Origin of the sequence: uncultured Phascolarctobacterium sp., assembly GCF_958349595.1 — a bacterium.
GTDB lineage: Bacteria > Bacillota > Negativicutes > Acidaminococcales > Acidaminococcaceae > Phascolarctobacterium.
On the sequence record NZ_CATWDQ010000025.1, the window covers coordinates 1 to 24,893 of the forward strand.

The following is a 24,893-nucleotide window of genomic DNA, read 5'->3' on the forward strand; positions in this document are numbered from 1 at the left end:
TAACACAAAAAGATGGTAGACACTTTTGTGTCTACCATCTTTATACCACTTCACAATTAGTGCGGGGTTTCTCATTTTACATTATGCAGTTAGCAAATATGGTGTGCCGGGCGTTACTACTCAGGCTGTCGTGCTTTTTCTTCCAAACTCTGCAATACTTTTTTGATTTCCTGCAGTGACACCGGTTTAGTAATATATTCGTCCATGCCTGCCAGATAGGCTTTACTTACATCTTCGTTAAAAGCATTCGCCGACATGGCAACGATAGGAGTGCGCTCGTGCCCCTGCTGCTGCTCCAGTTGTCTGATATGTCTAGTCGCCTCGTACCCATCCATGATAGGCATTTGGATATCCATAAAGATCAGTGAATAATAATCTGCCGGCGCAGTTGCAAACAGCTTTAACACTTCAATGCCATTCCAGGCTTTCTCCATGCTGACACCGTTCATCTTAATAAATTCTTCAGCTATTTCCATATTCAGTTCGTTATCTTCAACTAGCAGCACATGCCCTTTTAAAGTATTTGTGCCAACTAAAGTATCCGTTCTTTCGTCCACTTTATCAGCTTGTTTACCTGTCATGATTTGTAAGATCACTTGATAAAGATGTGATCTGAATAACGGCTTGGCCAAGAAAGTATTGACGCCCATATTTTTGGCTGCTTCGGCGATTTCTTCCCAATCATAAGCCGTTAAAATAATAATAGGAATTGCATCACCCATAATTCTACGAATTTGGCGCGTTGTTTCAAGCCCGTCCATTACAGGCATCTTCCAGTCGACGATTACTGCATCGTAATCACTCTCATTACTGTGCGCTTCAGCAATTTTAATTAATGCTTCTTCTCCTGATAAGACCCATTCACTGCTGATACCAAATTCTTTCAACATTTCTGTTGTGTTTTCGCAAACACTTTAATCATCTTAATCATCGTCGATCACCAATTTATATTGTTGTGCCGAAATAAATTATTAGCGCTATTTTAAGGAGACAATTGTTTTTTATATTTGCACAAAAAAAGTCAGGACAGCACGATTCGTGCTGTCCTGCTTGCGGCAGACTCCAAAAAAGACTGCCTTTATAAAAATTGAATTTTGAGAAGCTGTTTAGAAGGTCCAGCGTGCGCCGATGTTCCACTGCCAGTCTTTTTTAAAGTGGCTTCCTGCGCTGCGTTCTACGTCAAAATAGAGGTGGCTGCTGCTGCCTGTTTTTAAAGCCGCGCCGATACCGTATTCAAACCAGGTATCGTTAAAGCTGTCGCTGACGGTTACTGCGCCGCTGCTGTCGCGCATGCTTACATCATAGCCGCCGCCAAACTCGTGCAGCAGGTTGGCTTTAGCATAGACGATACCTGTAGATCCGACCTCTTTACCGATATTGAAACCGATACGTCCCACTGCGCTCTTGATACCGCTTTGGCTGACCTCGATACCGTTGCTGGCAGTGTAGTTATCGCCGCCCAGATAGCCCAAAGTAAACTGCGCCTGCGGCTCGATGTACCAGCCGTTTTCCAAAGTGTTTTTACGGCCGTATTCAGCACTCAGCGACACGCCTGTATTATTAAAATCACCGGTGATCTTGTTGCTGTTGGTATCGTAAACAGCAAAATCATTGTCCATATTGCTGATTTTAAAGACGACATCCAGATAATGCCCCTTGTTACCTATCTCCGTAGTATAGAAACTGATAGCCTTATTGCTGTTATCACCGTTCCCACTGCCATAGCTACTGTTACCGTCAGTATAGCTGAACGCCGCGCCCTGATAACGTTTTACCTCAGCAGTGTTTTTAGTCAGCTCGTCATAGCCCAGCTCATAAGCCGTGTATTTATTTTCAAAACCAAATTTGCCGCTGCGGCCGATCTTGCTGCCCTGCACACGGAACCAGGCACCTTTGGCATCCTCGCCGTTATTTCTCAATTCACCCATACGTTTCAGCAGTTTGTCGTTTTCCGTCCGCCAGGTATGGTAGTTGAGTGCGTTTGCCGCAAGAATGGTATCAACGCTGGTAGTAGGTTTGTCGGTGGGATCCAGATTAGATATTCTATCTAAATACCAGTCTGTAGCGTAACCGTCCGTATCGCTTGCTTTGCTTGCCAGATCGTAATGAGTATAAAACAAAGTCCCTTCACGATCTTTAGCGGTAAATACACCGTCGCCGTTGGTGCTGGCCAGTAACAGTCCATTTCCTTCTTTGCTGCCTTCTACCGGAACATAGTTATCTTTTTGGTAAATGTCCAATATCTGGTTGCCGCTGAAGTCGTCCTTTACAAAAATCTTGTCACTGCTATTGGTACGCACATCTATATCCTGTTTAAAAATACTGCCTGTGCCGGCAAGCTTTTGTACTTCCAGTTTGCTGTAACCATTTTTATCCGCCCGCATGTCGACAACAGCACCGTTATTCATCGTTAAAGAAGTCAGATTGCTGTCAGCAGTCATGTTCCAGAAAGAAGCGGCATTATTCATGTGCAGGTCAATAGCATTGTCTTTATTATCTTCTGAAGTTTTTATTTTACCATCTATTCTTACCGTGCCGGCGCCGGAGTTGTTGATGTGAATCTGCCCGCCACCAGAAGCTTTGATCAAAGTGTCCTTCTGAGCCGTAGTGTCAAAATCACCATTAAGATTTAACACTCCGTTTTTGCCTTCTGCTTGAGCGGCGATAGCGGCCTTAGTAGCGACAGATCCATTAAAGGTGACATTGCCGTCGCTCGAAGCTAAGATAGCGATGCTGTTTGCGCCGCTGACCTCGATGAAGGCATCCTGCCCGACAAATGTAGCTGCGCCGTTGCCGGAGCCAATACTTAACCCATTGCCATCCTCATCACCCAGGGCTTTGATCTTCAGCAGGCCATTTACCGTAGCCTGAGAACCATCAACTACATGAAAGGCACCGCTGCTGATACCATTGGTAAAGATACTTACATTTTGGCCTGCAAAGGCTGAACCCAAGTACAGATGTATCCCTGTTGCCGTACCGTTTTCATTATCGGCCACTACCGTGAGGTCATCAGTAAATTCTGCTGTACTGCCAACTCCGCCTTCTAATCCATGAGCTGTTTTACCGCCGAAGGCCTGCAAAACAGTTTCGCCCATAGTGGCGTTAGCATTACTATATAAAAACAAAGCTATATTATCGCCTTTATCGTTATCCTGATACTTATTATCCGCAAAACTGTCGGCAACAGTAAGCACGGTTTTGCCCGCAGCATTGATAGTACTGCCATCACAAGTGATACCTATATTGTCACTGCCGCCAAGAACAGTGATATTAACTGCGCCGTTAAAGTTCATAGTACTGTTGTTCCAGGCGCCGATGCCGTAATTGGTCGCATCGGCATTGGCCTGAGCGATGCTGGTAATATTTAAGGAGTCGTTAAAAGTGACTGTACCGCCAGCGTCATTTCCCCAAAGGTTGAGGCCATTGATGTTCCAATCGTCTGCTGAACCCTTCAGATTTATGTTTACAGCTCCAGCTGCTTCAAAGTTACTGCCATTGGAGACTATCATTCCATAAAGTTTATCATCATAGAATGTCCCCTGCGACCGGTCAAGGTCTATGGTCAAAGCGTTGCTCGAAACTGTAGAATTTTCTACTACCAGCAGTCCGTTGTAATTGTCGCCCCAGATAATAGTTTGTTTATTGTTGAAATTTAAAGTGCCGTTACTGGCAACGGTTACGGCATCAGACCACGCTTCTTTAATATTGTTGGTAATGGTAACTGTATCACCGCCGAAATTGATTGTACCGCCGTTTGCTCTTACAGCGCCAAGAGCGTGGCTGCCGGTTACACTCAGTTCACCGGTGGTAATTGTAATGTTCGTAGTTTCACCCTTGCCTGCATATACGGCGTAGCCACTGTTTACTATGATAGTACTGCCATCTTCGTATGATTTAGTCGTATCCTGAACGGTTTCGGTTTCGTGTACAGGAGCGGCTTCAACTATCGACATACCTAGCATTGCACTGTATGCTATAGGCATTGTAGTTAAAGCGTATAATATTTGACTCTTAAGCTTACCTTTTGATATTAGTTTTTTCATCATCATAAATTTTCATCCCCCATATCTTAGTTCTTTTAGCGATTTTCAGCTTAGCAAATACCATTAATAAGTAATTTTCTTTGTTATTATATTTTGATTCATTTGCAATACTTGAAATATATTTTACCACATTTGTACCCCCCCGCAAGACACTTGCTTTGGCCCTGTATAAAACGTCTTCGAGTCTTGCCCGGCGCATTACGCCAGCGGCTTTAAAACTATTGGCGTTTGCGCAGGTCAAACACTAACGCCTGCAGAATTACAGGCGTTAGCAGATAATCCTTGTCTGCCCTGATAAAAACAAAATAAATACCACCCGTTAAACGGGTGGTATACACAAGGCCTGTAAGTCCTTATTACTGCCAGCGCCGAAAGATGCTGGCTTTCTCCTCGTTCAAGCTAAAATAATGAGTTAAAGATATGAAAACACCTGCTGTGCACTTGAGTGCATAGCAGGTGTTTTTTATTACCCATATCCTATTCAAACAATATTTTTTAAACTTCAGCGTATGATCACATGTCCCCGCAACGCTGTTTACTTACCCTAAAAATTTATATGTTTGGCTATCATCTCATATATTGTGTTTACATCTATAGGCTTAGCCAGATGTCCGTTCATGCCAGCATCCAACGCTGCCTGCACATCATCCCTGAAGGCGTTGGCCGTCATCGCAATGATCGGTATCTCTTGCGCGTCCGTATGCTTAGACGCCCTAATACACCTGGTAGCGTCATAACCGTTCATCTCCGGCATTTGGATATCCATAAAAATCAAGGCATATTCTTTTGCTTTAGAATTTACAAAAAGATCTACCGCTACTTGGCCGTTTTCAGCAACATCGACTTGCAAATTCGCAAACTTCAATAGTTCTGCCGCAATTTCCATATTCAGTTCGTTATCTTCCACCAGTAGTACCTTCTGCCCCTGGAAATCATATTTATCTTTGGTACTGCCGATTTCCTCAGGTATTACCGCACCGTCCTTGCGGATAACTGTTAATAAAGTGTTATACAAAGTAGAAGCAAAAAACGGTTTGGCGATAAAAGCATTGACGCCCGCTTCCCGGGCTTGTTGTTCGATATCCGACCAATCATACGCGCTGATAATAATGATCAGTGCGTCCGGGCCTGCATAATCCCTGATCCGTCTGGTCGTCTCTATACCATCCATATCCGGCATGCACCAGTCGATGAAGCATACATCATAACACCTGTGTTTAATTTCACAGGCGGTCCGAGCTTTTTCAACGGCCTCGAACCCGTTAAGCACCCAGTCGACCTCGACTCCCATCCCCTTCAACAAAACCTCAGCATGTTCACAAGTATCGTGGTCATCGTCAACTACCAAAACGCTGATATCCTCCAGCCCAGGGCTGTTTTTTTTATGTTCCGACGGGTTCAGGCCGAACGGCAGATCTACGGTAAAGGTACTGCCCTGGCCTTCCCGGCTCTCTACCTTGATAATCCCGTTCATGATATTTACAAGATTTTTGGTGATCGCCATCCCCAGGCCGGTGCCGCCGTATTTTCCGGAAACACTGCTGTCACCCTGTTCAAAAGGCTCGTAGATACGCTCCAAAAACTCAGACTTCATACCGATACCGTTGTCTTGAACAATAAATCGCAACCAGATCTTAGTGCCTGTTGCACGGATTTTTTTGATTTCCAGCCTAACACTGCCGCCTTTAGGCGTAAATTTGATTGCATTAGACAACAAGTTGATCAGAATTTGATTGACGCGCATGGCATCACCAATCAGTAATTCCTCTTCAATGCCGGAAAGCACCACTTCAAAAGACACGCCTTTAGTTTTGGCAAGAGTATAATTGATATCTGTCAAAGAAGTGACCAGCTTTTTCATATCAAACAGTTCTGCACTGATAGTAAATTTGCCATCTTCGATTTTGGACATATCTAAAATATCGTTGATCAGCATCAATAAATGCTTGGACGAAAAAGTGATTTTGCTCAGACAATCGGCAATACGCTTTTGATCATCCAAATAATTAAAACCAATTGCCGACATCCCAATAATGGCATTCATCGGTGTTCTGATTTCATGCGACATTTTCGACAAAAAATCCCGTTTGGCTGCATTGGCTTTTCCGGCTGCCAGCAAAGCATCCTGCAAAATCTGCTGTTGCCGTTTAAGTTCACTATTTACCATATACTCATTACGCAATTTATAGGCGTAAATAATAAAAATAATCATTAGCAAACCCATTAGGGCGGCATAAATAGAAGCTTTTTCTGCTTTTTTTTCGGTAGCCTCCTGAATAATAAGGACCCGTCTATCTGCCGAATCAATCACTTTTTGGATCGCCGCATCTGCCTTTACCCGCAAAGGCTCTACTTCTTTCTTAAAATATTTTTCGAACTCGGCTTTATTCATTGCATTGTTTTCTATAATATCTACCACCTGTATCTGCGCCTGTTCCAGGTTTTTCAAAGCAGTTTTTAATTCTGTTAGATCCTCCGGGTTTCCCAAATAGATTGCTTGCAAAATACTCTGCGATTTTTCATTTTCCTGCCTGCTGGTGTGCAAAACAGCCTTGATACTCTCTGGTCTGTTTTCATTATTAGCCAGAAAAATCGGCAGATAGGTGTTTATTTCCAGTATTCTGGTACGAATCTTATTTATTTCCGATACGACTTTATATGGATGCTCCGCCACATAATTGACCTGGTTGTTTACAGTAAAAATCGAATAGGTGGTAAAAAACACATATAAAACTACAAAAAAACAAATAGCTATCGCTCCGCCTATCATTCCATATCTTTTGAAAAAATTCATTTTCTCAGCTCTTTTCAAATCTTTATTAATTACTACTATTACTCATATTATAAATATACCACATCACTGCCCCCCGCAAGACACTGCCGTTTGCCTGGGTAAAACTTTTAGAGTGTCTTGCCCGGCGCATTACGCCAGAAGCTTTACAACTGTCGACGTCTGCGCAGGTCAAAAGCTTGTCAGCCGCCGAAGTTAGCAGTAATACGCAGTTGGTAAAATTTTCTGTACAATAAAAAAAGCGTCCGCCTGCAACGCATTATATTAGACAGACAGCTTTATAACCCGCGTATTCTGAATGTTATTGGCAAATTTATCATCAAATATTTTTTACTTCCACCATCGTGACTTTATCCGCACGTATACTAAAGCTGCAGAAAGGTATTTTCTGTAAATTTTACAAAAGGAGATGTTAATTATGACTTGGCAACAATTTTGTGCTTGGTGTACTAAGAATGGTTTCAATCCTCCCACTGTTATCAAGGGCGTTTCCGGCCGTGACTCTTATCCCTATTATGTACGGATAACCTGGGGCAGTGGCCGCGATCAGGGAAGTAAAGGTTATGGGATCGCTGCTCAAACACCAACGTCGGCAGAATTACAAGAGATAGCAGATAATCCTTGTCTGCCGTTCTAAAAACCGGCAAAAAAGAGAGCAAACCATTTTGGTTTGCTCTCTTTTTTACTGTCTGCTTATCAGCAGATACACAATATATTTTATTTTTCAATACGCTTTCATTGTTTTCTGTCCCTTTTAGTGTTATAATCCAATATAAAGCATCTTCACAAAATAGTGCGTTTTTGGGAAGCAACTTTAGACATTTCACAAAACAAGCTCTTTTTGCGAAATTATCTTGCATATCTCCCAAAATTACTGTTGTTTGTGAACCCTTTACCAAGCACTTCTCAAATCCTATTGTTTGCGAGAAATATTTTTTAGTAGGTGTATATTATGATTTATTTAACATTGCCCAAAATTTACTATCAAGACCCTGCTAACTATGAAAAAATCTATTCTGAACGCTTTGCTGCACCATTTACAAAACATCTTGATCTGAATATCCAACAATATAACCGTCCTGCTTCTTACCCGGCTTTTTATTGCTATACAGAAGAAATAGCCAATTTACTTGTCAGGATACTGCACGAAAACTACCTTTTAGAAAAAATCATCAGCGAGCTGCCTTTTGTTGCCGTAAAACAGTTTTACGAGGGCAGTATCATCGAAGAAATACAGTCAACAAACGCTATCGAAGGTGTCCGCAGCACCCGCAAAGAAATAACGACAGCTTTAGCGAAACAAAAAAGCACTGATCGCTCAGCCCGGCTTTGGAGTATCGTAAACAAATATCTTAAATTATTAACAAAAGAAAAGATAGACTTTAAAACTTGTACCGATATCCGCAGATTTTATGATGATTTTGCCTTAGACGAGATCAAGACAGAGAACCCTGCTAATATTCCTGATGGCCTGATTTTTAGAAAAGGCTCTGTTTCAATATCTACCGGCACAGACAAAACCATTCACAAAGGCGTTTATCCGGAACCGGCCCTGATCGAAGCACTGGAGAAAGCCTTGGCCTTTTTGAATGATGAAAACATACCTTTATTGATCAGGGTACCTGTCTTTCATTATCTGTTTGGCTATATACATCCTTTTTATGACGGTAACGGCAGAACTTCCAGGTTCATAACATCATATTATCTAAATGAAGAATTGCATACCATTATTGGCATCCGCATTTCAGTAAATATAAAAAAACAGCTCAAAAAATACTATCGGTTATTTGAAATGACTAACAATGAATTTAACCGTGGTGATTTAACGCCATTTTTAACAGAATTTTTAGAAATAATTTTATCTACTATCATTGAGACGCAAAAGCTATTAGTAAAAAAAATCGATCAACTGGCACGTTACGAAGAAAAACTGGATCAAAAACTGGCAGCATTAAGTGTTACCGATAAACTGACGCAGGATATTTATTATATACTGCTGCAGGCAGCTTTATTTAAAGGCGATGGCGCCACAGTGGAACAACTGGTAGCTACTACTGGTAAATCGAGAAATACTATTGATGCGCGTTTAGCCACTTTACCAAAAGAACATTTATTAAAAATTACTTCAACTAAACCATATCGTTATAAACTTAATACCTTGATATTAAAATGATTTACGAAAAACCCAAACCCCTGTCTGCAACGTGCACAGCAGGGGTTTACTTTTTTATTCGGCGTCTTTGGCTGCGGGCTTTTGAAGTTCGGACGCCAACAAGCCCCCCGCCATATCAGCGGGAGGCTTAAGGGGAATATTTTCGAACAAGGTACGGGTTGAGGATACCCTGCCGAAAAGCGTGTCAGTCTGCGGCCGGCTGGCAGGCAAAAGCCGCCTGCTGGCCGCGTTATCGAAAACAAAGGTCAGTATCCGCTGCCGGGCCTGCTCTTAACTTACAGCCGCTTTATCTTCAGCCGCGTTCTGCCTTCATTCTTTGCAGTTCGGCCCGCTGCTCTTCCAGCAGGGTCTGCTGCAATTTCATTTGGGTCATCATTTTTTCCATGTCGCCGTTTCTGGCTGCCAGCAACTGGTCGACTTCTTTGCGGGTATAGACGATGTCGCGGGGTTCTTTTTTTCGGTCTTTGGAGCGGTCCAGCGCAAAGTTGATACCGAAGTTGCCCATTTTGCTGCCGCCTTCGCTGATGCCCATGCCCAGCGAGAACATCACTTTTTCGTTGGGGGCATAGAAGCCGCCCACTGCTAATGCGCTTTTGCCGCCATAGCCGCCGTAGGCCATGGCCAGCTCACCCTTGTTCCCGTCCTGGAAGCGGGGGTGCAGACCTGCCATTGCTGCCGAAAGCGCGCCGACGCTGTCGATCTCGTCGCCCAGCCTGGTGATGTCGTGGCTGATATTGCCGATCTCCTGCTGCACCTGATAGAGCTGGCTGCCGTTGACGGCGTCCATAGAGGTGGCGTTCACTTCGCCTGCGGCGACGTTGCCGATCTTGGTGCCGCCATTGCCTTCCAGGGTGATCTTGTTTTTATTGAGCTTACCGCTGCTGTCGACGTCATATTTGGCGGCGCTGTCATGCACGGCTTTCAGCTGGTCCTCGGTGGCCGCCTGCCCGCTGGCATAATTATCGGCGTCCCAGGTCGTGTTGGCCAGGCCTCCTACTTTGCCGTTGTTGCCGTCGATGCTGACTTTATTACTGCCGGAACCGATCTCTACCACATCATTCAGCCTGACCTGATGGTCGATGCCGCCGGATTCATTTTTACCGGTATTATCAATGATCAGGTTATTATCGCCGTTGGAAACACTGCTGTACTGCCCGGCTTTTTCTGCCGCTTCGCTGGCTTTGTCGTGGATAGCTTTCAGCTGGTCCTCGGTGGCTGCCCGGCCGCTGGTGATGTTGTCAGGGTCCCAGTCTTTATTGGTCAGGCCGTCGACCGTGCCTTCATTGTCTTTATTGATAGTGACGCCGCCGGCTTTGACTGAGCCGTCTTCGCCGTCAAGGACGACCTTGCCCTTGCCGACATCGATCTTACCATCGCCTGTGCCGTCGATGACCATATTGCCGTTGTCGCCGACGTCCAGCTTATCGCCCAGTTTTACTTCATAGTCGGTGCCGCCGTTACTGCCCGGTTTCGACTCGATAACGATATTGCTGTCGCCTTCCTGTACAGTTACTTCCTGCGCGGCGACCTGCTGCTGCACCTGATAGAGCTGACTGCCGTTGACGGCGTCGGTCGAATCAGCGCTGACACGTCCGGCCGCTACGTTTTGGAGCTGGCGGGCCGCGCCGGGAGCGCCCACACTGACCGCACCCCTGACGTCGCTGACGCCGGCCCATTGAGTATAGGCGCTGTTGCCGGTAACGTCATGGATCTCAAAAACGACCGAGCCGCTGCCTAAAGCGACGCTGTCGGCCAGCGCTACGATAGTATTGTTGCCCAGCGCCAGGCCATTGGTGGCGTTGCCGACAATAATGTTCCCGTTGCCCAGCGCCGCACTGTTATTGGCGTAGAGCTTATTCTCATTACCCATGACGGCGGCCAGTTCTGCGTCTACGATATTATCCGTACCGACAGCGGTGGAGGAACTGCCTTTGACCTTGTTATTCGTGCCAACGGCGGTCGCCTTCGCGCCTGTCACTATATTCGAGCCGCCCAAAGCCACGCCGTCCGCTGCGGCGGCAATATTTTTATAGCCAAAGACGCTGGCACGGTCGCCATAGGCCAGATTGTCATAGCCGACAGCACTGGACTGCTGCCCTGCCGTGGAGTTATTGACGCCAAAAGCGCTGGAATAATCACCCTTGGCAATATTGTTATTACCAAAAGCATTGGCGTCCAGGCCTTCCGCCGAATTATTCACACCTACGGCGCTGCTGCCTGCGGCGTCCGCATTATTGCTGCTGCCCACAGCGCTGGCGCGTTCGCCTTTGGCGATATTACCATAGCCAAAGGTGCTGGCATAGCTGCCGCTGACGCTGTTATTGATACCGAAAGCAGAGGCGTTATCATTGAGCACATCATTATAATTGCCCATAGCGACGGCATTGTTGCCTGTGACCATATTGGTGATACCGAAGGCGCTGGCATCGACGCCGGAGGCTTCGTTATCGTAACCAAAAGCGTTGGCATGAGTGTTGGAGGCCGTATTGCTGTTGCCAAAGGCGCTGGAATTTTCACCGATAGCGCCGTTGCCATAACCAAAGCCGCTGGAAAATCTGCCGGAGGCTTCGTTGCCGCTGCCCACAGCGCTGCTGTATTCACCGCCGGTGCCGTTGCCGTAGCCCAGGGCGCTGCCATAAAAGCCCTGAGTATTATTGCTTCTGCCGATGGCAAGGCCATGATCGCCCAGCACATGATTATCATTGCCGATGGCGATAGCTTCGAGCGCTGCGGCGTCATTACTGATACCGACAGCAACAGCGTCAGTACCGGAAGCCTTATTGCTGCTGCCCACAGCGACGCTGCCTTCGCCAAGAGCGTTATTATAATAACCGAGCGCGCTGGCACGGTCGCCTGCGGCAGTATTGGCATTACCTACAGCGACTGCCTGATCGCCGGCAGAAATGTTAGCCGCCCCGATAGCGCTGGCTTCGAAACCGTCGGCCGTATTACTCAGGCCCAGAGCGCTGGAGTTTTCGCCGCCGGCAGTATTGCCCAGCCCAACTGCGCTGGACAGATGGCCGATCGCATAGTTGTTGCTGCCGATAGCGCTGGTATCATGCCCGATAGCTCTGTTGCCGTAACCCAGGGCGCTGCTTCGTTCGCCGTTAGCCTGATTGCTTCTGCCTACGGCAGTAGTTTCTATTTCGGAGGCCGTATTGCCATAACCGAAGGCACTGCTGTAGTCGGCTTTGGCTTCATTGCCATAACCAAAAGCGCTGGCTTCCACACCCAGGGCAACGTTTCCTGTGCCCACAGCACTGGCCTGAAAACCGTCAGCTTTATTGCCCGCACCTATAGCGCTGGACTCGCTGCCGCTGGCTGTATTATTGTTGCCTACGGCGCTGGCCTGTGCACCGCTGGCGGTATTATTATTGCCCAAAGCGACAGCAAATTCGCCGCCGACCTGATTTTTATAGCCTACGGCGCTGCCATAAGCGCCGTTGATACTGTTATCCTGCCCCAAAGCCGTAGCAAAAACGGAATTGACTTCGTTGCGGAAACCGAAGGCAGAGGAAGACGCGGCATTGAGCCCCAGCATATTGCCTTCGCCGACAGCCAGCGTATGGTCGCCGAAAAGCTGGTTGCCGCTGCCCACCGCCAGGGTAAAAGCACCCGAAACATTGTTGGCGATACCGACGGCCGTTGCAGAAGCGCCTGTGACTTGATTAGCCACACCAAAGGCACTGGACTGGCTGCCTGATACATTATTATCGGACCCTACAGCGGTGGCGTGTTCGCCGCTGGCTGTATTGTTGTAGCCTACGGCGCTGGCAAAATAAGCGCTGGCGTCGTTGCCTGCACCGATAGCGCTGCCGTAATAGCCGCTGGCCTCATTATTAACGCCCACTGCTGTTGCAGCATAACCTTCGGCATTGTTGGAATAACCGAAAGCGTTGCTGTAATCACCGAGCGCTGTGTTGCTGTGCCCAAAAGCACTGGCAGAATTACCTTCAGCTTCATTTTTAAAACCAAAGGCATTGGAATAGTCGTTTGAGGCCGTATTGGCATAACCGGCAACAGTAGAAGAGACAGCGGTGCCATCTTCAAAAACAGGGGCTGCCGTTGCTGTGTTACCTGCATATAAAAAACAGCCGGTAACTGCACAGGAACTCAAAAAAAGGGTTATACTCTTCTCTAAATTACGTTTTCTGGTCTTTGTCATCAGTCTCATCTCCTTTTCTGCTAGTGGTTTTTAATACCTAAAACTTACTCCAACATACTACAATCAAACAGCGGCTTTAAATTTCCCGGGTATAAATTTAAAATATCGCCGTTTTTATATTTATTATCATTATATTTTTAATGATTAATTAAATAATTGTAATAGATGTTTTTAGTTTGTGTGTATATTATCATAATCTTCATTACTCCTGCAAGACATTTTTATCAGTAAACGATTATTTTGTTGCAAAACGCAAAAATGTAAATATTTGTGTAAAATTAGTCCACTTCTGTTGGTTTTTTGGTTTTTTAGATTATTTATTTTTGTGTCTTATCATAATTTTTGAATTATTTATTTTCAGAGCTTATAATATATGCATAAGGAGGCGTAAACTATGCGCGACCAAATAAAAACGATCGGAAATCTGATCGACAAACAAAGCACTGCTTTCCTGAGTTCAGTCGATGCGGACGGCTTCCCCAATACCAAAGCTATGCTGGCGCCCCGTCTGCGCGAGGGGCTCAGGGTCTTTTATCTTACCAGTAACACTTCTTCCATGCGGGCTGCACAATATCGGCAAAATCCCAAAGCTTGTCTGTATTTCTGCGACAGGCGTTTTTTCCGCGGCGTGATGCTGCTGGGCACAGTAAAAGTTTTGACTGACGCCGCTGCCAAAGAACTGATCTGGCGCGAAGGCGACACTATGTATTACCCGCAGGGCGTTACTGATCCCGATTACTGCGTTTTACGGTTCACTGCCCACCAGGGCCGCTATTACAGCAATTTCAAATCCGAAGATTTTAGCATTTAAACGACAAAACACCGTACAGGTCAGACCTGTACGGTGTTTTTCAGCTTGTGCCGGACTTTGGCTATCCGGACAACTGCTTCTGGCTATTTAATTGATTTTTGCTTTCAGGGCTTCTATTTCCCGGCTTTGTTCTTCCACCTTGGCCAGCAGCATTTGGATCTTCTGATCCTGCTCTGCCAGAGAACTATCTACTTCCTTACGGGTATAGACGATATCGCGGGGTGCTTTTTTGCGGTCCGGCGAACGGTCCAGCGCAAAATTGACGCCGAAGTTGCCCATTTTACTGCCGCCTTCGCTGATGCCCATGCCCAGCGAGAACATGATCTTTTCATTGGGGGCATAGAAGCCGCCCACTGCTAAAGCGCTTTTGCCGCCATAGCCGCCGTAGGCCATCGCCAGTTCGCTTTTATTCCCGTCCTGGAAACGGGGATGCAGACCGGCCATTGCTGCCGAAAGCGCGCCGACGCTGTCGATCTCATCGCCCAGCCTGGTAATGTCGTTGCTGATGCTGCCGATCTCTTGCTGCACCTGATAAAGCTGACTGCCGTTGACGGCGTCCATAGAAGTAGCGCTCACTTCGCCGGCGGCGACGTTACCGATCTTGGTACCGCCAGTACCTTCCAGCGTGATCTTGTTTTTATTGATGTTACCGTTGCTGTCCACATCGTATTTGGCGGCGCTGTCATGCACAGCTTTCAGCTGATCCTCGGTAGCCGCCTGCCCGGTCGCATAATTATCAGCATCCCAGGTGGTGTTGGTCAGCCCGCCCACTTTGCCGTTATTGCCGTCGACAGTGACTTTGTTGGCGCCGGAGCCGATCTCGATCACATCGTTCAGCCTGACCTGATGATCGATGCCGCCGGTACCATTCGTGCCGCTGTTATCAATGACCAGGTTATTATCCCCGGCCGAAACGGTACTGTGTTTGCCTGCCTCGGCTGCGGCGCCCGCCGCTGTGTCGTGGATAGCTTTCAGCTGGTCTTCCGTAGCCGCCTGGCCGCTGGTGATGTTGTCCGGGTCCCAGGTCGTATTGGTCAAACCGTTGACTGTGCCTTCATCGTTTTTATTGATAGTGACGCCGCCGGCTTTGACCGAGCCGTCACTGCCATCGATAACGACATTGCCGTTACCGACGCTGATCTTACCGTCGCCCGTGCCGTCGATGACGGCAGTGCCATTACCACCGACATCCAGCTTATCACCCAGTTTTACTTCGTAGTCGGTGCCGCCGTTGCCGTTTGTCGTCGAAGAAACAACGACATTGCTGTCGCCGGCAGCAACAGTAGTCTGCTGTCCTGCGATCTGCTGCTGCACCTGATAGAGCTGACTGCCATTGACAGCGTCAGTCGAATCAGCGCTGACCCGTCCGGCCGCTACGTTCTGGATCTGGCGGGTCGCGCCGCCGCTGCCCACGCTGACTGCGCCGACAACGTCATTGACGCCGGCCCACTGCGTATAGGAACTGTTGCCAGTGACGTCGTGGATCTCAAAAACGACCGAGCCGCTGCCCAAAGCTACGCTGTTAGCCAGCGAAACGCTGGTATTATTGCCCAAAGCAAAGGCTTCTTCAGCGGTGATATTATTGCTGTTGCCCACGGCAGTGCTGTCTTTGACAGTTACCGTATTGCTGCTGCCGAAAGCGTTGCTTGACTGACCGCCGACAGTATTATTATAGCCAAAGGCATTGGCATTCTGGCCGCTGGCCGTGTTTCTGAAACCAAAAGCACTTGAGGCTACGCCATTGGCGTTATTACTATAACCTATAGCGCTGGCATTTTCACTGTCGGCTGTATTATTATAACCGATTGTGCTGGAACCGACGCCGCTGGCCATATTACCGAAACCAATCGCGCTGGCATTATCTTTAGACGACGTATTCTTATGGCCGATAGCACTGGAGCCTGCGCCGCTGGCCGTATTTTCAAAACCAATAGCACTGGCTGTCGTGGCACTGGCGTTATTGCCATAACCAAAAGCACTGGCATTTTCGCTGTCGGCTATATTTTTATAACCGATCGCACTGGAACCGACGCCGCTGGCCGTGTTTTCAAAACCGATAGCACTGGAGGACAGGCCAGTAGCGTTATTCTCATGACCAAAAGCGCTGGCATTCTCACCGTCAGCTTTATTATTGAAGCCAAAAGCGCTGGCTGCCTTGGCATTGGCGTTATTGCCGTAACCAAAGGCGCTGGCATTCTCACTGTCAGAGTTATTATTATAACCGATGGTACTGGAGCCGACGCCGCTGGCCGTGTTGCCGTAACCGATAGCGCTGGAGGACAGGCCGGTGGCATTATTACCATAACCAAAAGCGCTGGCATTTTCATTGTCGGCTTTATTTCTGAAGCCAACTGCGGTAGAAGCCAGTCCATTGGCCTCGTTGCTGTAGCCAAACGCACTGGCAAAATTCACTTTGGCAGTATTGCTGAAACCAAAAGCGCTGGCAGCTACGCCATTGGCGTTATTACTATAACCGACGGCGCTGGCATTTTCGTTGTCGGCTTTATTTTTGAACCCAAGCGCGCTGGCTGCCACGCCACTGGCCTCGTTACTGTAACCAAACGCACTGGCATTCTCGCCGCTGACCATATTGCTCCAGCCAAAAGCACTGGCAGCTACGCCGCTGGCCGTATTGAAATAACCAAAAGCACTGCTGGAATTAGCAGACGCTGTATTATTGACACCGGCAACAGTGGAATCAGAAGCACTGCCACTCGAAAAAACTGGTGCCGCCTGTACATTATTGGCATACAAGCCTGAAAAAACAAAAACACCACTGCTTAAAAAAACCATAATTTTTTTCTCTAACTGAATTTTCCGGGATCTGGACAATTCCCCACCTCATTTCCTTAACTTTATATAGAATGCTGCAGCAATGAAGCTGTCATGCACCTATTGTTTTTTTAACGGTACTTCTTTTTTGGGGCCACACTGGTTTTCCCCAACGTCCTTACATTCCTAATACTTAAAATAATTTTATTTTTAATAATTTATAAACCCTAATATTTAATATTATGCTTATAGATTATTTTTGACATATTAACATATTTTCTTTGCACACCGCAAGGCATTTTTCTTAAAAATAATTACTTTTATATAATTTTTATAACTTTTATATTTAAAAATTAAAAAATACTCCTTGTTTTCTGCTCCCTGCTCCTCTGTTCATAAAGTTTGCCCCAGCCTTACAGACCGGGGCAAATGCATTCTTTTCTATATTTACTTTTCTATTTGTGCTCTCAGCGCTTCGATCTCACGGCTTTGTTTTTCCATTGCCCGGCTTTGTTCTTCCACCTTGGCCAGCAGCATTTGGATCTTTTGATCCTGCGCTTCCAAAGAGGTATCTACTTCTTTGCGGGTATAGATGATGTCGCGGGGATCTTTCTTGCGGTCTTTCGAGCGGTCCAGCGCAAAATTGATGCCGAAATTGCCCATTTTGCTGCCGCCTTCGCTGATGCCCATGCCCAGCGAGAACATCACTTTTTCGTTAGGAGCATAGAAACCGCCCACTGCTAAAGCGCTTTTGCCGCCATAGCCACCGTAGGCCATCGCCAGTTCACCCTTATTGCCATCCTGGAAGCGTGGGTGCAGACCTGCCATTGCTGCCGACAGCGCGCCGACAGTATCGATCTCATCGCCCAGCTTGGTGATATCCTGGTTGATGTTATTGATATCCTGCTTCACCTGATAGAGCTGGCTGCCGTTGACGGCGTCCATCGAGGTTGCGCTCACTTCGCCTGCGGCAACGTTACCGATCTTGGTGCCGCCATTGCCTTCCAGCGTGACCTTGTTTTTATTGAGGTTACCGTTGCTGTCGACGTCATATTTGACGGCGCTGTCATGTACGGCTTTCAGCTGATCTTCAGTAGCTGCCTGCCCGGTCGCATAATTATCAGCATCCCAGGTAGTATTGGTCAGGCCGCCCACTTTGCCGTTATTGCCGTCGACAGTGACTTTGTTGGCGCCGGAGCCGATCTCTATCACATCATTCAGCCTGACCTGATGCTCGATACCGCCGCTGCTGTTCGTGCCGCTGTTATCGACGATCAGGTTATTATCCCCGGCCGATACGGTGCTGTGTTTGGCAGCTTCGGTTGCAGCGCCTGCCGCTGTGTCGTGGATAGCTTTCAGCTGGTCTTCGGTAGCCGCCTGGCCGCTGGTATAATTATCAGGGTCCCAGGTGGTGTTGGTCAGTCCGTTGACCGTGCCTTCATCATTTTTATTGATAGTGACGCCGCCGGCTTTGATCGAGCCGTCGCTGCCGTCAAGAACTACTTTACCGCCGGTGCCGACAGAAATCTTACCGTCGCCTGTGCCGTCGATGACGGCAGTGCCATTACCGCCTACATCCAGCTTATCACCCAGTTTTACTTCATAATCAGTGCCGCCGCTGCCGTTCGTTGTCGGCGTTACAACCACATTGCTGTCGCCGGTGGAAACACTGGCCTGCTGGGCAGCCTTCTGCGCTACTTCATACAGCTGGCTGCCATTGACGGCGTCAGTCGAGCTGGCGCTGACCTGTCCGGCCGCTACGTTTTGGATCTGGCGGGTAGCGCCGCCGCTGCCTACACTGACCACACCTACAACGTCATCGACGCCGGCCCACTTAGTATAGCTGCTGTTGCCCTTAACATTATTGATCGCCGCCGCTACAGAACCGCTGCCTAACGCGACGCTGTTAGCCAGTGAAACGCTGGTATTATTGCCCAAAGCAAAGGCGTCTTCAGCGGTGATAGTATTGTCATTGCCCACCGCCGTGCTGCCTTTAGCAGATACGGTATTGCCGATACCGAAAGCGTTGCTTTCCTCTCCGCTGGCCGTATTGCCATAACCAAAGGCATTAGCATACCTGCCGCTGACATTATTTCCGAAGCCAAAGGCATTAGCAACATAACCAGAGGTCACGTTACTGTGACCAAAAGCACTGCTGTAATCGCCCGTAGCCTGATTATTGTTACCGACAGCGCTGGCTGCGTAACCATACGCTTTGTTGCCCGCGCCAAAAGCATTGGCAAATTCTTCAGTAGCTTCGCTTTGGGCACCTAAAGCCGTAGCCTGATTACCAGAAGCGGTATTGCTATAACCAACGGCAGTAGCGAAACTGCCGGAGGCTGTATTCATCGCGCCTACAGCGCTGGCTACATAACCGGCTGTATTGTAGTAGCCAAGAGCGCTTGCATAATCAGCCGAAGCAGTATTATAACTGCCTACCGCACTGGCATAATTGCCTGACGCCGCATTATAAACCCCTACAGCGCTGGCATAATAGCCAGAAGCATTATTAAATGCGCCGAAAGCATTGGCATTTTCACCGCTGACCTCATTTTTGCGGCCAACCGCCGTTCCATACTCGCCGCTGGCTGTTACAGTGTTCTGCCAGCCTATAGCCGTTGCGCCATCAGCCTGGCTCAGGTTGTTATACCCAAAGGCATTAGTATAATCAGCCGAAGCGGTATTATTATAGCCAATGATATTGGCATATTCACCGCTGGCCGTATTATGGGAACCGACAGCGTTGCTGCGGAAAGCTACCGTATTCTCATCGCCCAAAGCATTGGCATAATCACCTGTCAGCCTGTTTTCGTAGCCAAGACCTGTAGCAAATTCACCATCAACGATATTTTCATAACCAAAAGCATTGGCATAATGGGCGTTGGCCTGATTATAAACGCCGTAAGCATTAGAGTAAGCGCCTGCCGCCACATTAGAGGTACCAATAGCGTTTGCCAGATAATGGGACGCAGTATTGTCATAACCGATAGCGTTAGCGAAATCACCGTCCACGATGTTTTTGACACCTAACGCGCTGGCTGCATAGCCGTCAGCCACATTCTCATAACCGATAGCGCTGGCGTAACGCTGCGAAGCTTTATTCAGCGCGCCGAAAGCCAGCGAATCTTCTTCGACCGCTTCATTCTTATAGCCGAAAGCCAGAGCGTTAGTATCGCTGGCCGTGTTGCCGCTGCCGACAGCGACTGCCGCTGCAGCTGAAGCCGTATTGCCATTGCCCAAAGCCACGGTATCGTCTTTCGTAGCCTTATTGCCGATACCGATAGCAGCAGCGTGCTCGCCGATAGTATAGTTATCGTTGCCGACTGCTGTAGAATACATGGCCAGAGCCTGATTATTATTGCCCACAGCGCTGGCACCCGTAGCGTTGATCTCATTATTGCGGCCCAGAGCCGTGGCTTCGGCCGCAGTGATAGTATTGGTATAACCAAAAGCTACCGACTGGTTGCCTTCCACAGTATTAAAGGAACCAAAAGCGCTGGCGCCGATCCCATCGACGATATTTTTAGTGCCGAAAGCATTGGCAGTTTCACCTGTGGTGCTGTTATAAATACCAAAAGCATTACTGTTCAGCCCGTTAGCCGTATTTTCCCTGCCAATAGCGTTAGAGCCAATACCATTGGTGACATTGGCGATACCGATAGCGCTGGAATTACCGGCGTTGGTATTGTTCCTGTTACCGACTGCGTTGGAGTCCTCGCCCAGCGCCTGATTTTCAGCACCGAGTGCGTTACTGTTATCAGAAACGGCATGATTGTCATAGCCCACCGCATTCGCATTCTCGCCGGCGGCGTTATTATTCACGCCGGCCACAGTCGCATTAGTGCCTGTCCCGTCTGTAAAAACTGCCGCAGCCAGCGCATCACTGCTGCCCAAGCCTGCAATAGCAAATAAGCCGCTGCTTAAAAAGATCATGATTTTTTTCTCTAATTGGTGTTTTTGTTTTTTAGACAACTTTTTCACTCCCTCTGCCTCAAATTTTGATAGTTTTTTCTCAGCGCAGAGCTGTCAGCATCTCTGTCGTTTGGTGCTGCCGGCAATATGCTGGCCTTATGTTTTGCTTTTGTCACCTCTTTTCATAATTTTGCGCCGATTTTTAAAGCCCGTTCCTGACGACCGGGTTATTTGGAAACAATATTTCAAACAAGTAAGCTCTGGGCTTCTTGCTTAAAAGCAATAGTTACAGACCTCAGCAGCAAGTATCCCACTGCGTTCTTACAGCCACTTAGTGCAAAGCTGTGATGCTTTTTTAGTGCTGCCGCTTTGCTCTAGAAACAAAGCGGCAATTTGGGGAATAATTTCAAACAAGGCGAAGGGTTGTAGCGCCTTGGTGAAAACAACAACAACTCAATAATATTTGTGATACTTAAACCACTTCTCGATTTATTAATTTTTTAATCTTAATATTTAATACTATCTATATAGATTATTTTTGATATAATATCATATTTGTCCCCCCCCGCAAGACATTTTTGTTTTAAATAAATTTGTTTGTCTGAAAGTCTTGCAACCGGTACCGCTCTAATAAAAAAACCGCCTGCTGACGCAGACGGTTTTTCTTGATAACCTATTTACTTTTACAGAAGCCGCTAGACACTCTAGCTAAGTATTGCCCCTTCAGCCGGGCCAGCATTTTGATACCTAAAAAAATAAAAACTCAGGCTCTGCCACTAACGCAAAGCCTGAGTTTAAAAACAAATTTATTTTCTTTTACCTCTTCAAATCACAAATACTTTTCAGCCATGGCCATTACCGCGATGACCACTGAAACACAAATAACTATTGGCAGCCATACTCTTATGGCCAGCAGCAATAAAACTATATCCTTATACTTTGTCAGTCCCCTGTCATTCTGCTCATAAATGTTACCGTCGGAGCTTGATGCCCAAATAACATCGCCATAAAGTATTTTTTTACCCGCAAAATTGCTGTTATTTATGGAAGTGCCTCCGCTTAGACCTTGTTCCTGCCCATCATAATAAAGATCTTTATTTATTTCCACGCACAAATCGATATCGACCGAAAGAACACTGACTATTGCCATTATGCTTAAAGCTAAAACCAAAGCAATTTTCTTTTTACCCATAAAATGCATACTCCTGCTCCCCTGCTTTTTCTTTCACCGTTAGCCTGTCATCTTTTATCTGTTCTTTTCTACGTTTGGGCCTCTGACAGCATTTCACAGCAAGCCAGGCTGCAGCAATAATAATCTTGTCCCGCTTTCTGCACATGGTAAATCCTTTCAGCACTAACTTTATGTCCGCAAATCGGGCAAATCAGAGACATAGCATTTTTTGTACAGACACTTTTTCGGCTTATCCTTTCTTCCCATGTTTCTATATACATAAAATCCGCCTCTTTTCCTGACACTGGTTTCCCAATATATTTGCGATTATCATAATATAAACAGCTTAATCATCATATTATAATCGCTTTAGTTTTATTTTTTTAACGATTAGTTCCCGCTATTATGATACCACAGTTGTACCCCCCCGCAAGACATTTGCTGCTTATGTGAACCAAACTATAGCAGGTCTTGCTCAGCCCTCAGACCGCAATAACCTGCTGCTGAAAATCCCCTAAACTGCTGCCATCACGCTGCTTTCTGCTGTACCTGGCTTATGGACAATAAAAAAACACCGTACGCAATTACTCGTACGGTGTCCTTTACTAATTCTTTTAATGTTCCTACAGCTGCTTGCCCAGCTCGCGCACTAAGGTCGCCAGATTCAAAGGCTTCGCTAAATGGCTGTTCATACCGGCCTTTTTCGCTTCGATGATATCTTCGGCAAAAGCGTCCGCCGTCATGGCCACGATAGGTACTGTAAGGGCGTCTTTCTTAGCAGCAGCGCGGATTTTCCTGGTTGCTTCATAACCGTTCATGATTGGCATCTGCACATCCATCAGGATCAGATCATAATATCCTGACGGCGACGCAATGAATTTATCTGCTCCCGCAGCGCCGTCACAGGCCATGTCCACTGCCGCTCCGGTAGATTCAAGCATCTCCACAGCGATTTCCCTGTTCAGCTCATTATCCTCGACCAGCAGAAAACGTTTCCCGCTGAAATCCGCAGCACCTTTCTGCTCGCCTGTTACCTCTTCTCCCAAAACATATTTCTGCAAAGCCCGGCACAGAGTCGAGAGAAAAACAGGCTTGGTCATGAAGCCGTTGACACCTGCCTGACGCGCCTTTTCTTCGATCTCGGCCGAGTCATAAGCCGAGATCAAAATAATAGGCAGCGGCGCACTGATATTGCTGCGGATGATCGCGGCCGTTTCCACGCCGTCCTGATCCGGCATCCTGCAGTCCAGGATCACGGCATCATACGGGCGGCCCTCACGGTAAGCAGTCAGCACCTTCTGCACGGCCCGCTGCCCGTCGGTTTCCCAATCAGCACGAATACCGATCTGCCGTAAAATCTCTGTAGTATATTCGCAGACGATCACATCGTCATCAACAACAATGATTTTCAAATCCGGGAATTTAAAAGCATGCAGATCCAGCGTACTGATCTGCAACGGCAGCCTGATCGTAAAGCTGGTACCTGCACCAACGCCGCTGCTGACCTCGATCGTGCCGCCCATCAGATCAACGATTTTTTTCGAGATCGCCATGCCCAGGCCACTGCCTTCTGTCTTATCTATCCTGCTGTCCTTTTCACGCGTGAAGGGTTTAAAAATATCCCTTAGAAATTCCGGTTTGATACCGATCCCCGTATCCGTTACCGTAAACTGGAACCAGGCCTGACCGGCGCTGGCTGACGGTAATTCTTCAATATCGAAACTGATCGTCCCGCCGGGCGGCGTAAATTTAGAAGCGTTGGAAAGTACATTGATCAGCACCTGCCGCAGGCGCAGCGAATCACAGTACAGCTGCTCGTGCCGGAGATGCTGCAAACGCACGTCAAAGTTCTGCTGTTTAGCCTTGACGCTGCTCTGCATGATCGAAACGATCGTATCCATGACCTCCGGCAGCTCGATCAATTCTTCCGCCAGAGTCATTTTCCCGCTTTCGATCTTCGACATATCCAGCACATCGTTGATCAGTCCCAAAAGATGCTGACTTGAAAGCGAGATCTTCCGCAGACAATCCCTGATCTTATCCGGGTTATCCATATGGGCAGCGGCAATATCCGTCATCCCCATGATCGCGTTCATCGGCGTGCGGATATCGTGCGACATGCGGGAAAGGAAATCCGATTTTTCACGATTGGCTATTTCGGCCTCCTGCAGCGCTGCCTGCAGTTCCTGCGAACGTTTTTCCAGCTGCTTTTGCAATTCTTTCTGTTCTACGGCTTCAGTCACATCGACAAAAGTCGAATAGAGCACCGGGATACCATTGACCTTCTGGTCGGTCACCACGCCGCTGATCTTGATCCAGATATAGCTGCCGCCCTTCTGCGGCATTTTGCAGATGCTTTCATAACTTCTCTTGCCTTCTGACAGAGCTTTACTGACCGCGCTGGCAAATTTTGCGTACTCTTCAGGGTCCTGCTGAAAATATTTACTGCAATTGTTCTGATAGATAGCTTCGTATTCGGCCTTGGTATACAGGGTCTGCGCATAAAAATAGTCGTTGGCCCAGATAACGGTAAAATTTTCATCCAGCAAATGTTTGCTGACGCTGACATTCATCGCACTCATCAGCATATTGTAATCATAAACAGTCTGCTCATGGCTTTGCTCATTCAGCTTAAGACCTTGTTTATCAGAATCCATTTCTTCACTTCCTTATGTATTACGCAATTACGAAAAAACACCGGAAAATATTTTTCATTTATTTTTATTAATATTCTTTAGTTATTGTTTATAATACTATTCTAGTTAATTCATAAAGAAAAAGCAACATTCATGCAATATTATTTTCAAATATTGTATAGTTTTCTTTTTCTACAGGACAGGCATACTTTTTCCGTTGCTTCTGATTTTTTCTGTACTCATTTCAGTGAATATCTGTAACTGCTGTAAAAATACTATTTATCAAAGCTCCAAACGCAGTATTTTACCACAGCCACAGCCGCATTCCACGTGAACTTTAAAATAAAAACACCGTACGCGATGTGAAGTGGTATAAAGATGGTAGACACAAAAGTGTCTACCATCTTTTTGTGTTA

General features: G+C 47.1%; 12 protein-coding genes and 1 pseudogene. 3 read left to right on the forward strand and 10 right to left on the reverse strand.

The genetic code is table 11. From position 1 onward, the window contains the following. Window positions 1-116 precede the first annotated feature (116 nt). The 5 genes and pseudogenes from Q4G98_RS11795 to Q4G98_RS11815 form a co-directional block, all read right to left on the reverse strand. The gene (locus Q4G98_RS11795; RefSeq protein WP_298566024.1) at window positions 117-581 is read right to left on the reverse strand and encodes a response regulator; all 465 of its coding nucleotides are present in this window, start codon (window positions 579-581) and stop codon (window positions 117-119) included. A 21-nt stretch (window positions 582-602) separates the two neighbouring features. Then, window positions 603-899, reverse strand: a pseudogene (locus Q4G98_RS11800) (response regulator); the annotation flags it as partial. Between the two features lie 207 nt (window positions 900-1,106). Then, window positions 1,107-3,956, reverse strand: coding sequence for an autotransporter outer membrane beta-barrel domain-containing protein (locus Q4G98_RS11805; protein WP_298566016.1), 2,850 nt, complete (start codon window positions 3,954-3,956; stop codon window positions 1,107-1,109). A gap of 64 nt (window positions 3,957-4,020) precedes the next feature. Then, window positions 4,021-4,287 carry a hypothetical protein gene (locus tag Q4G98_RS11810; RefSeq protein ID WP_177560538.1) on the reverse strand — a complete coding sequence of 89 codons (267 nt, stop codon included), beginning with the start codon at window positions 4,285-4,287 and terminating at the stop codon, window positions 4,021-4,023. Between the two features lie 303 nt (window positions 4,288-4,590). After that, complete coding sequence (locus Q4G98_RS11815; RefSeq protein ID WP_177560537.1) at window positions 4,591-6,840, reverse strand: response regulator; 2,250 nt, start codon at window positions 6,838-6,840, stop codon at window positions 4,591-4,593. A gap of 415 nt (window positions 6,841-7,255) precedes the next feature. Here Q4G98_RS11815 and Q4G98_RS11820 point away from each other — a divergent pair, with 415 nt between their 5' ends. Further along, complete coding sequence (locus tag Q4G98_RS11820; RefSeq protein WP_177560536.1) at window positions 7,256-7,474, forward strand: hypothetical protein; 219 nt, start codon at window positions 7,256-7,258, stop codon at window positions 7,472-7,474. Window positions 7,475-7,789: 315 nt separating this feature from the next. Then, window positions 7,790-9,010, forward strand: coding sequence for a Fic family protein (locus tag Q4G98_RS11825; RefSeq protein WP_298566020.1), 1,221 nt, complete (start codon window positions 7,790-7,792; stop codon window positions 9,008-9,010). 292 nt (window positions 9,011-9,302) lie between these two features. Here the strand turns inward: Q4G98_RS11825 and Q4G98_RS11830 are convergent, their stop codons facing one another. After that, a complete protein-coding gene (locus Q4G98_RS11830) occupies window positions 9,303-13,175 on the reverse strand; it encodes a YadA-like family protein (RefSeq protein ID WP_301962003.1) in 3,873 nt (1,290 codons plus the stop codon). 394 nt (window positions 13,176-13,569) lie between these two features. Between Q4G98_RS11830 and Q4G98_RS11835 the strand changes: the two genes are divergently transcribed. Continuing rightward, window positions 13,570-13,986 carry a pyridoxamine 5'-phosphate oxidase family protein gene (locus Q4G98_RS11835; RefSeq protein WP_298563359.1) on the forward strand — a complete coding sequence of 139 codons (417 nt, stop codon included), beginning with the start codon at window positions 13,570-13,572 and terminating at the stop codon, window positions 13,984-13,986. A gap of 87 nt (window positions 13,987-14,073) precedes the next feature. Here Q4G98_RS11835 and Q4G98_RS11840 read toward each other — a convergent pair whose 3' ends face one another. From Q4G98_RS11840 to Q4G98_RS11855, 4 genes are all read right to left on the reverse strand, one after another. Further along, entirely contained in the window at window positions 14,074-16,779 is a 2,706-nt protein-coding gene (locus Q4G98_RS11840; protein WP_301962004.1) for a YadA-like family protein, read from the reverse strand. A 426-nt stretch (window positions 16,780-17,205) separates the two neighbouring features. After that, a complete protein-coding gene (locus Q4G98_RS11845; RefSeq protein WP_301962005.1) occupies window positions 17,206-20,730 on the reverse strand; it encodes a YadA-like family protein in 3,525 nt (1,174 codons plus the stop codon). Window positions 20,731-21,499: 769 nt separating this feature from the next. Next, window positions 21,500-21,862 carry a hypothetical protein gene (locus tag Q4G98_RS11850; protein WP_298564076.1) on the reverse strand — a complete coding sequence of 121 codons (363 nt, stop codon included), beginning with the start codon at window positions 21,860-21,862 and terminating at the stop codon, window positions 21,500-21,502. Between the two features lie 602 nt (window positions 21,863-22,464). After that, a complete protein-coding gene (locus tag Q4G98_RS11855; protein ID WP_298564078.1) occupies window positions 22,465-24,498 on the reverse strand; it encodes a response regulator in 2,034 nt (677 codons plus the stop codon). Window positions 24,499-24,893 lie beyond the last annotated feature (395 nt).

What these genes read in the sequence shown, in the direction of transcription:
- Q4G98_RS11795 (WP_298566024.1), bottom strand. Translation starts at nt 581, where the DNA reads ATGACAGGTAAACAAGCTGATAAAGTGGACGAAAGAACGGATACTTTA.
- Q4G98_RS11855 (WP_298564078.1), bottom strand. Translation starts at nt 24,498, where the DNA reads ATGGATTCTGATAAACAAGGTCTTAAGCTGAATGAGCAAAGCCATGAG.
- Q4G98_RS11805 (WP_298566016.1), bottom strand. Translation starts at nt 3,956, where the DNA reads ATGTCGATAGTTGAAGCCGCTCCTGTACACGAAACCGAAACCGTTCAG.
- Q4G98_RS11815 (WP_177560537.1), bottom strand. Translation starts at nt 6,840, where the DNA reads ATGAATTTTTTCAAAAGATATGGAATGATAGGCGGAGCGATAGCTATT.
- Q4G98_RS11820 (WP_177560536.1), top strand. Translation starts at nt 7,256, where the DNA reads ATGACTTGGCAACAATTTTGTGCTTGGTGTACTAAGAATGGTTTCAAT.
- Q4G98_RS11825 (WP_298566020.1), top strand. Translation starts at nt 7,790, where the DNA reads ATGATTTATTTAACATTGCCCAAAATTTACTATCAAGACCCTGCTAAC.
- Q4G98_RS11840 (WP_301962004.1), bottom strand. Translation starts at nt 16,779, where the DNA reads ATGGTTTTTTTAAGCAGTGGTGTTTTTGTTTTTTCAGGCTTGTATGCC.
- Q4G98_RS11850 (WP_298564076.1), bottom strand. Translation starts at nt 21,862, where the DNA reads ATGGGTAAAAAGAAAATTGCTTTGGTTTTAGCTTTAAGCATAATGGCA.
- Q4G98_RS11830 (WP_301962003.1), bottom strand. Translation starts at nt 13,175, where the DNA reads ATGACAAAGACCAGAAAACGTAATTTAGAGAAGAGTATAACCCTTTTT.
- Q4G98_RS11835 (WP_298563359.1), top strand. Translation starts at nt 13,570, where the DNA reads ATGCGCGACCAAATAAAAACGATCGGAAATCTGATCGACAAACAAAGC.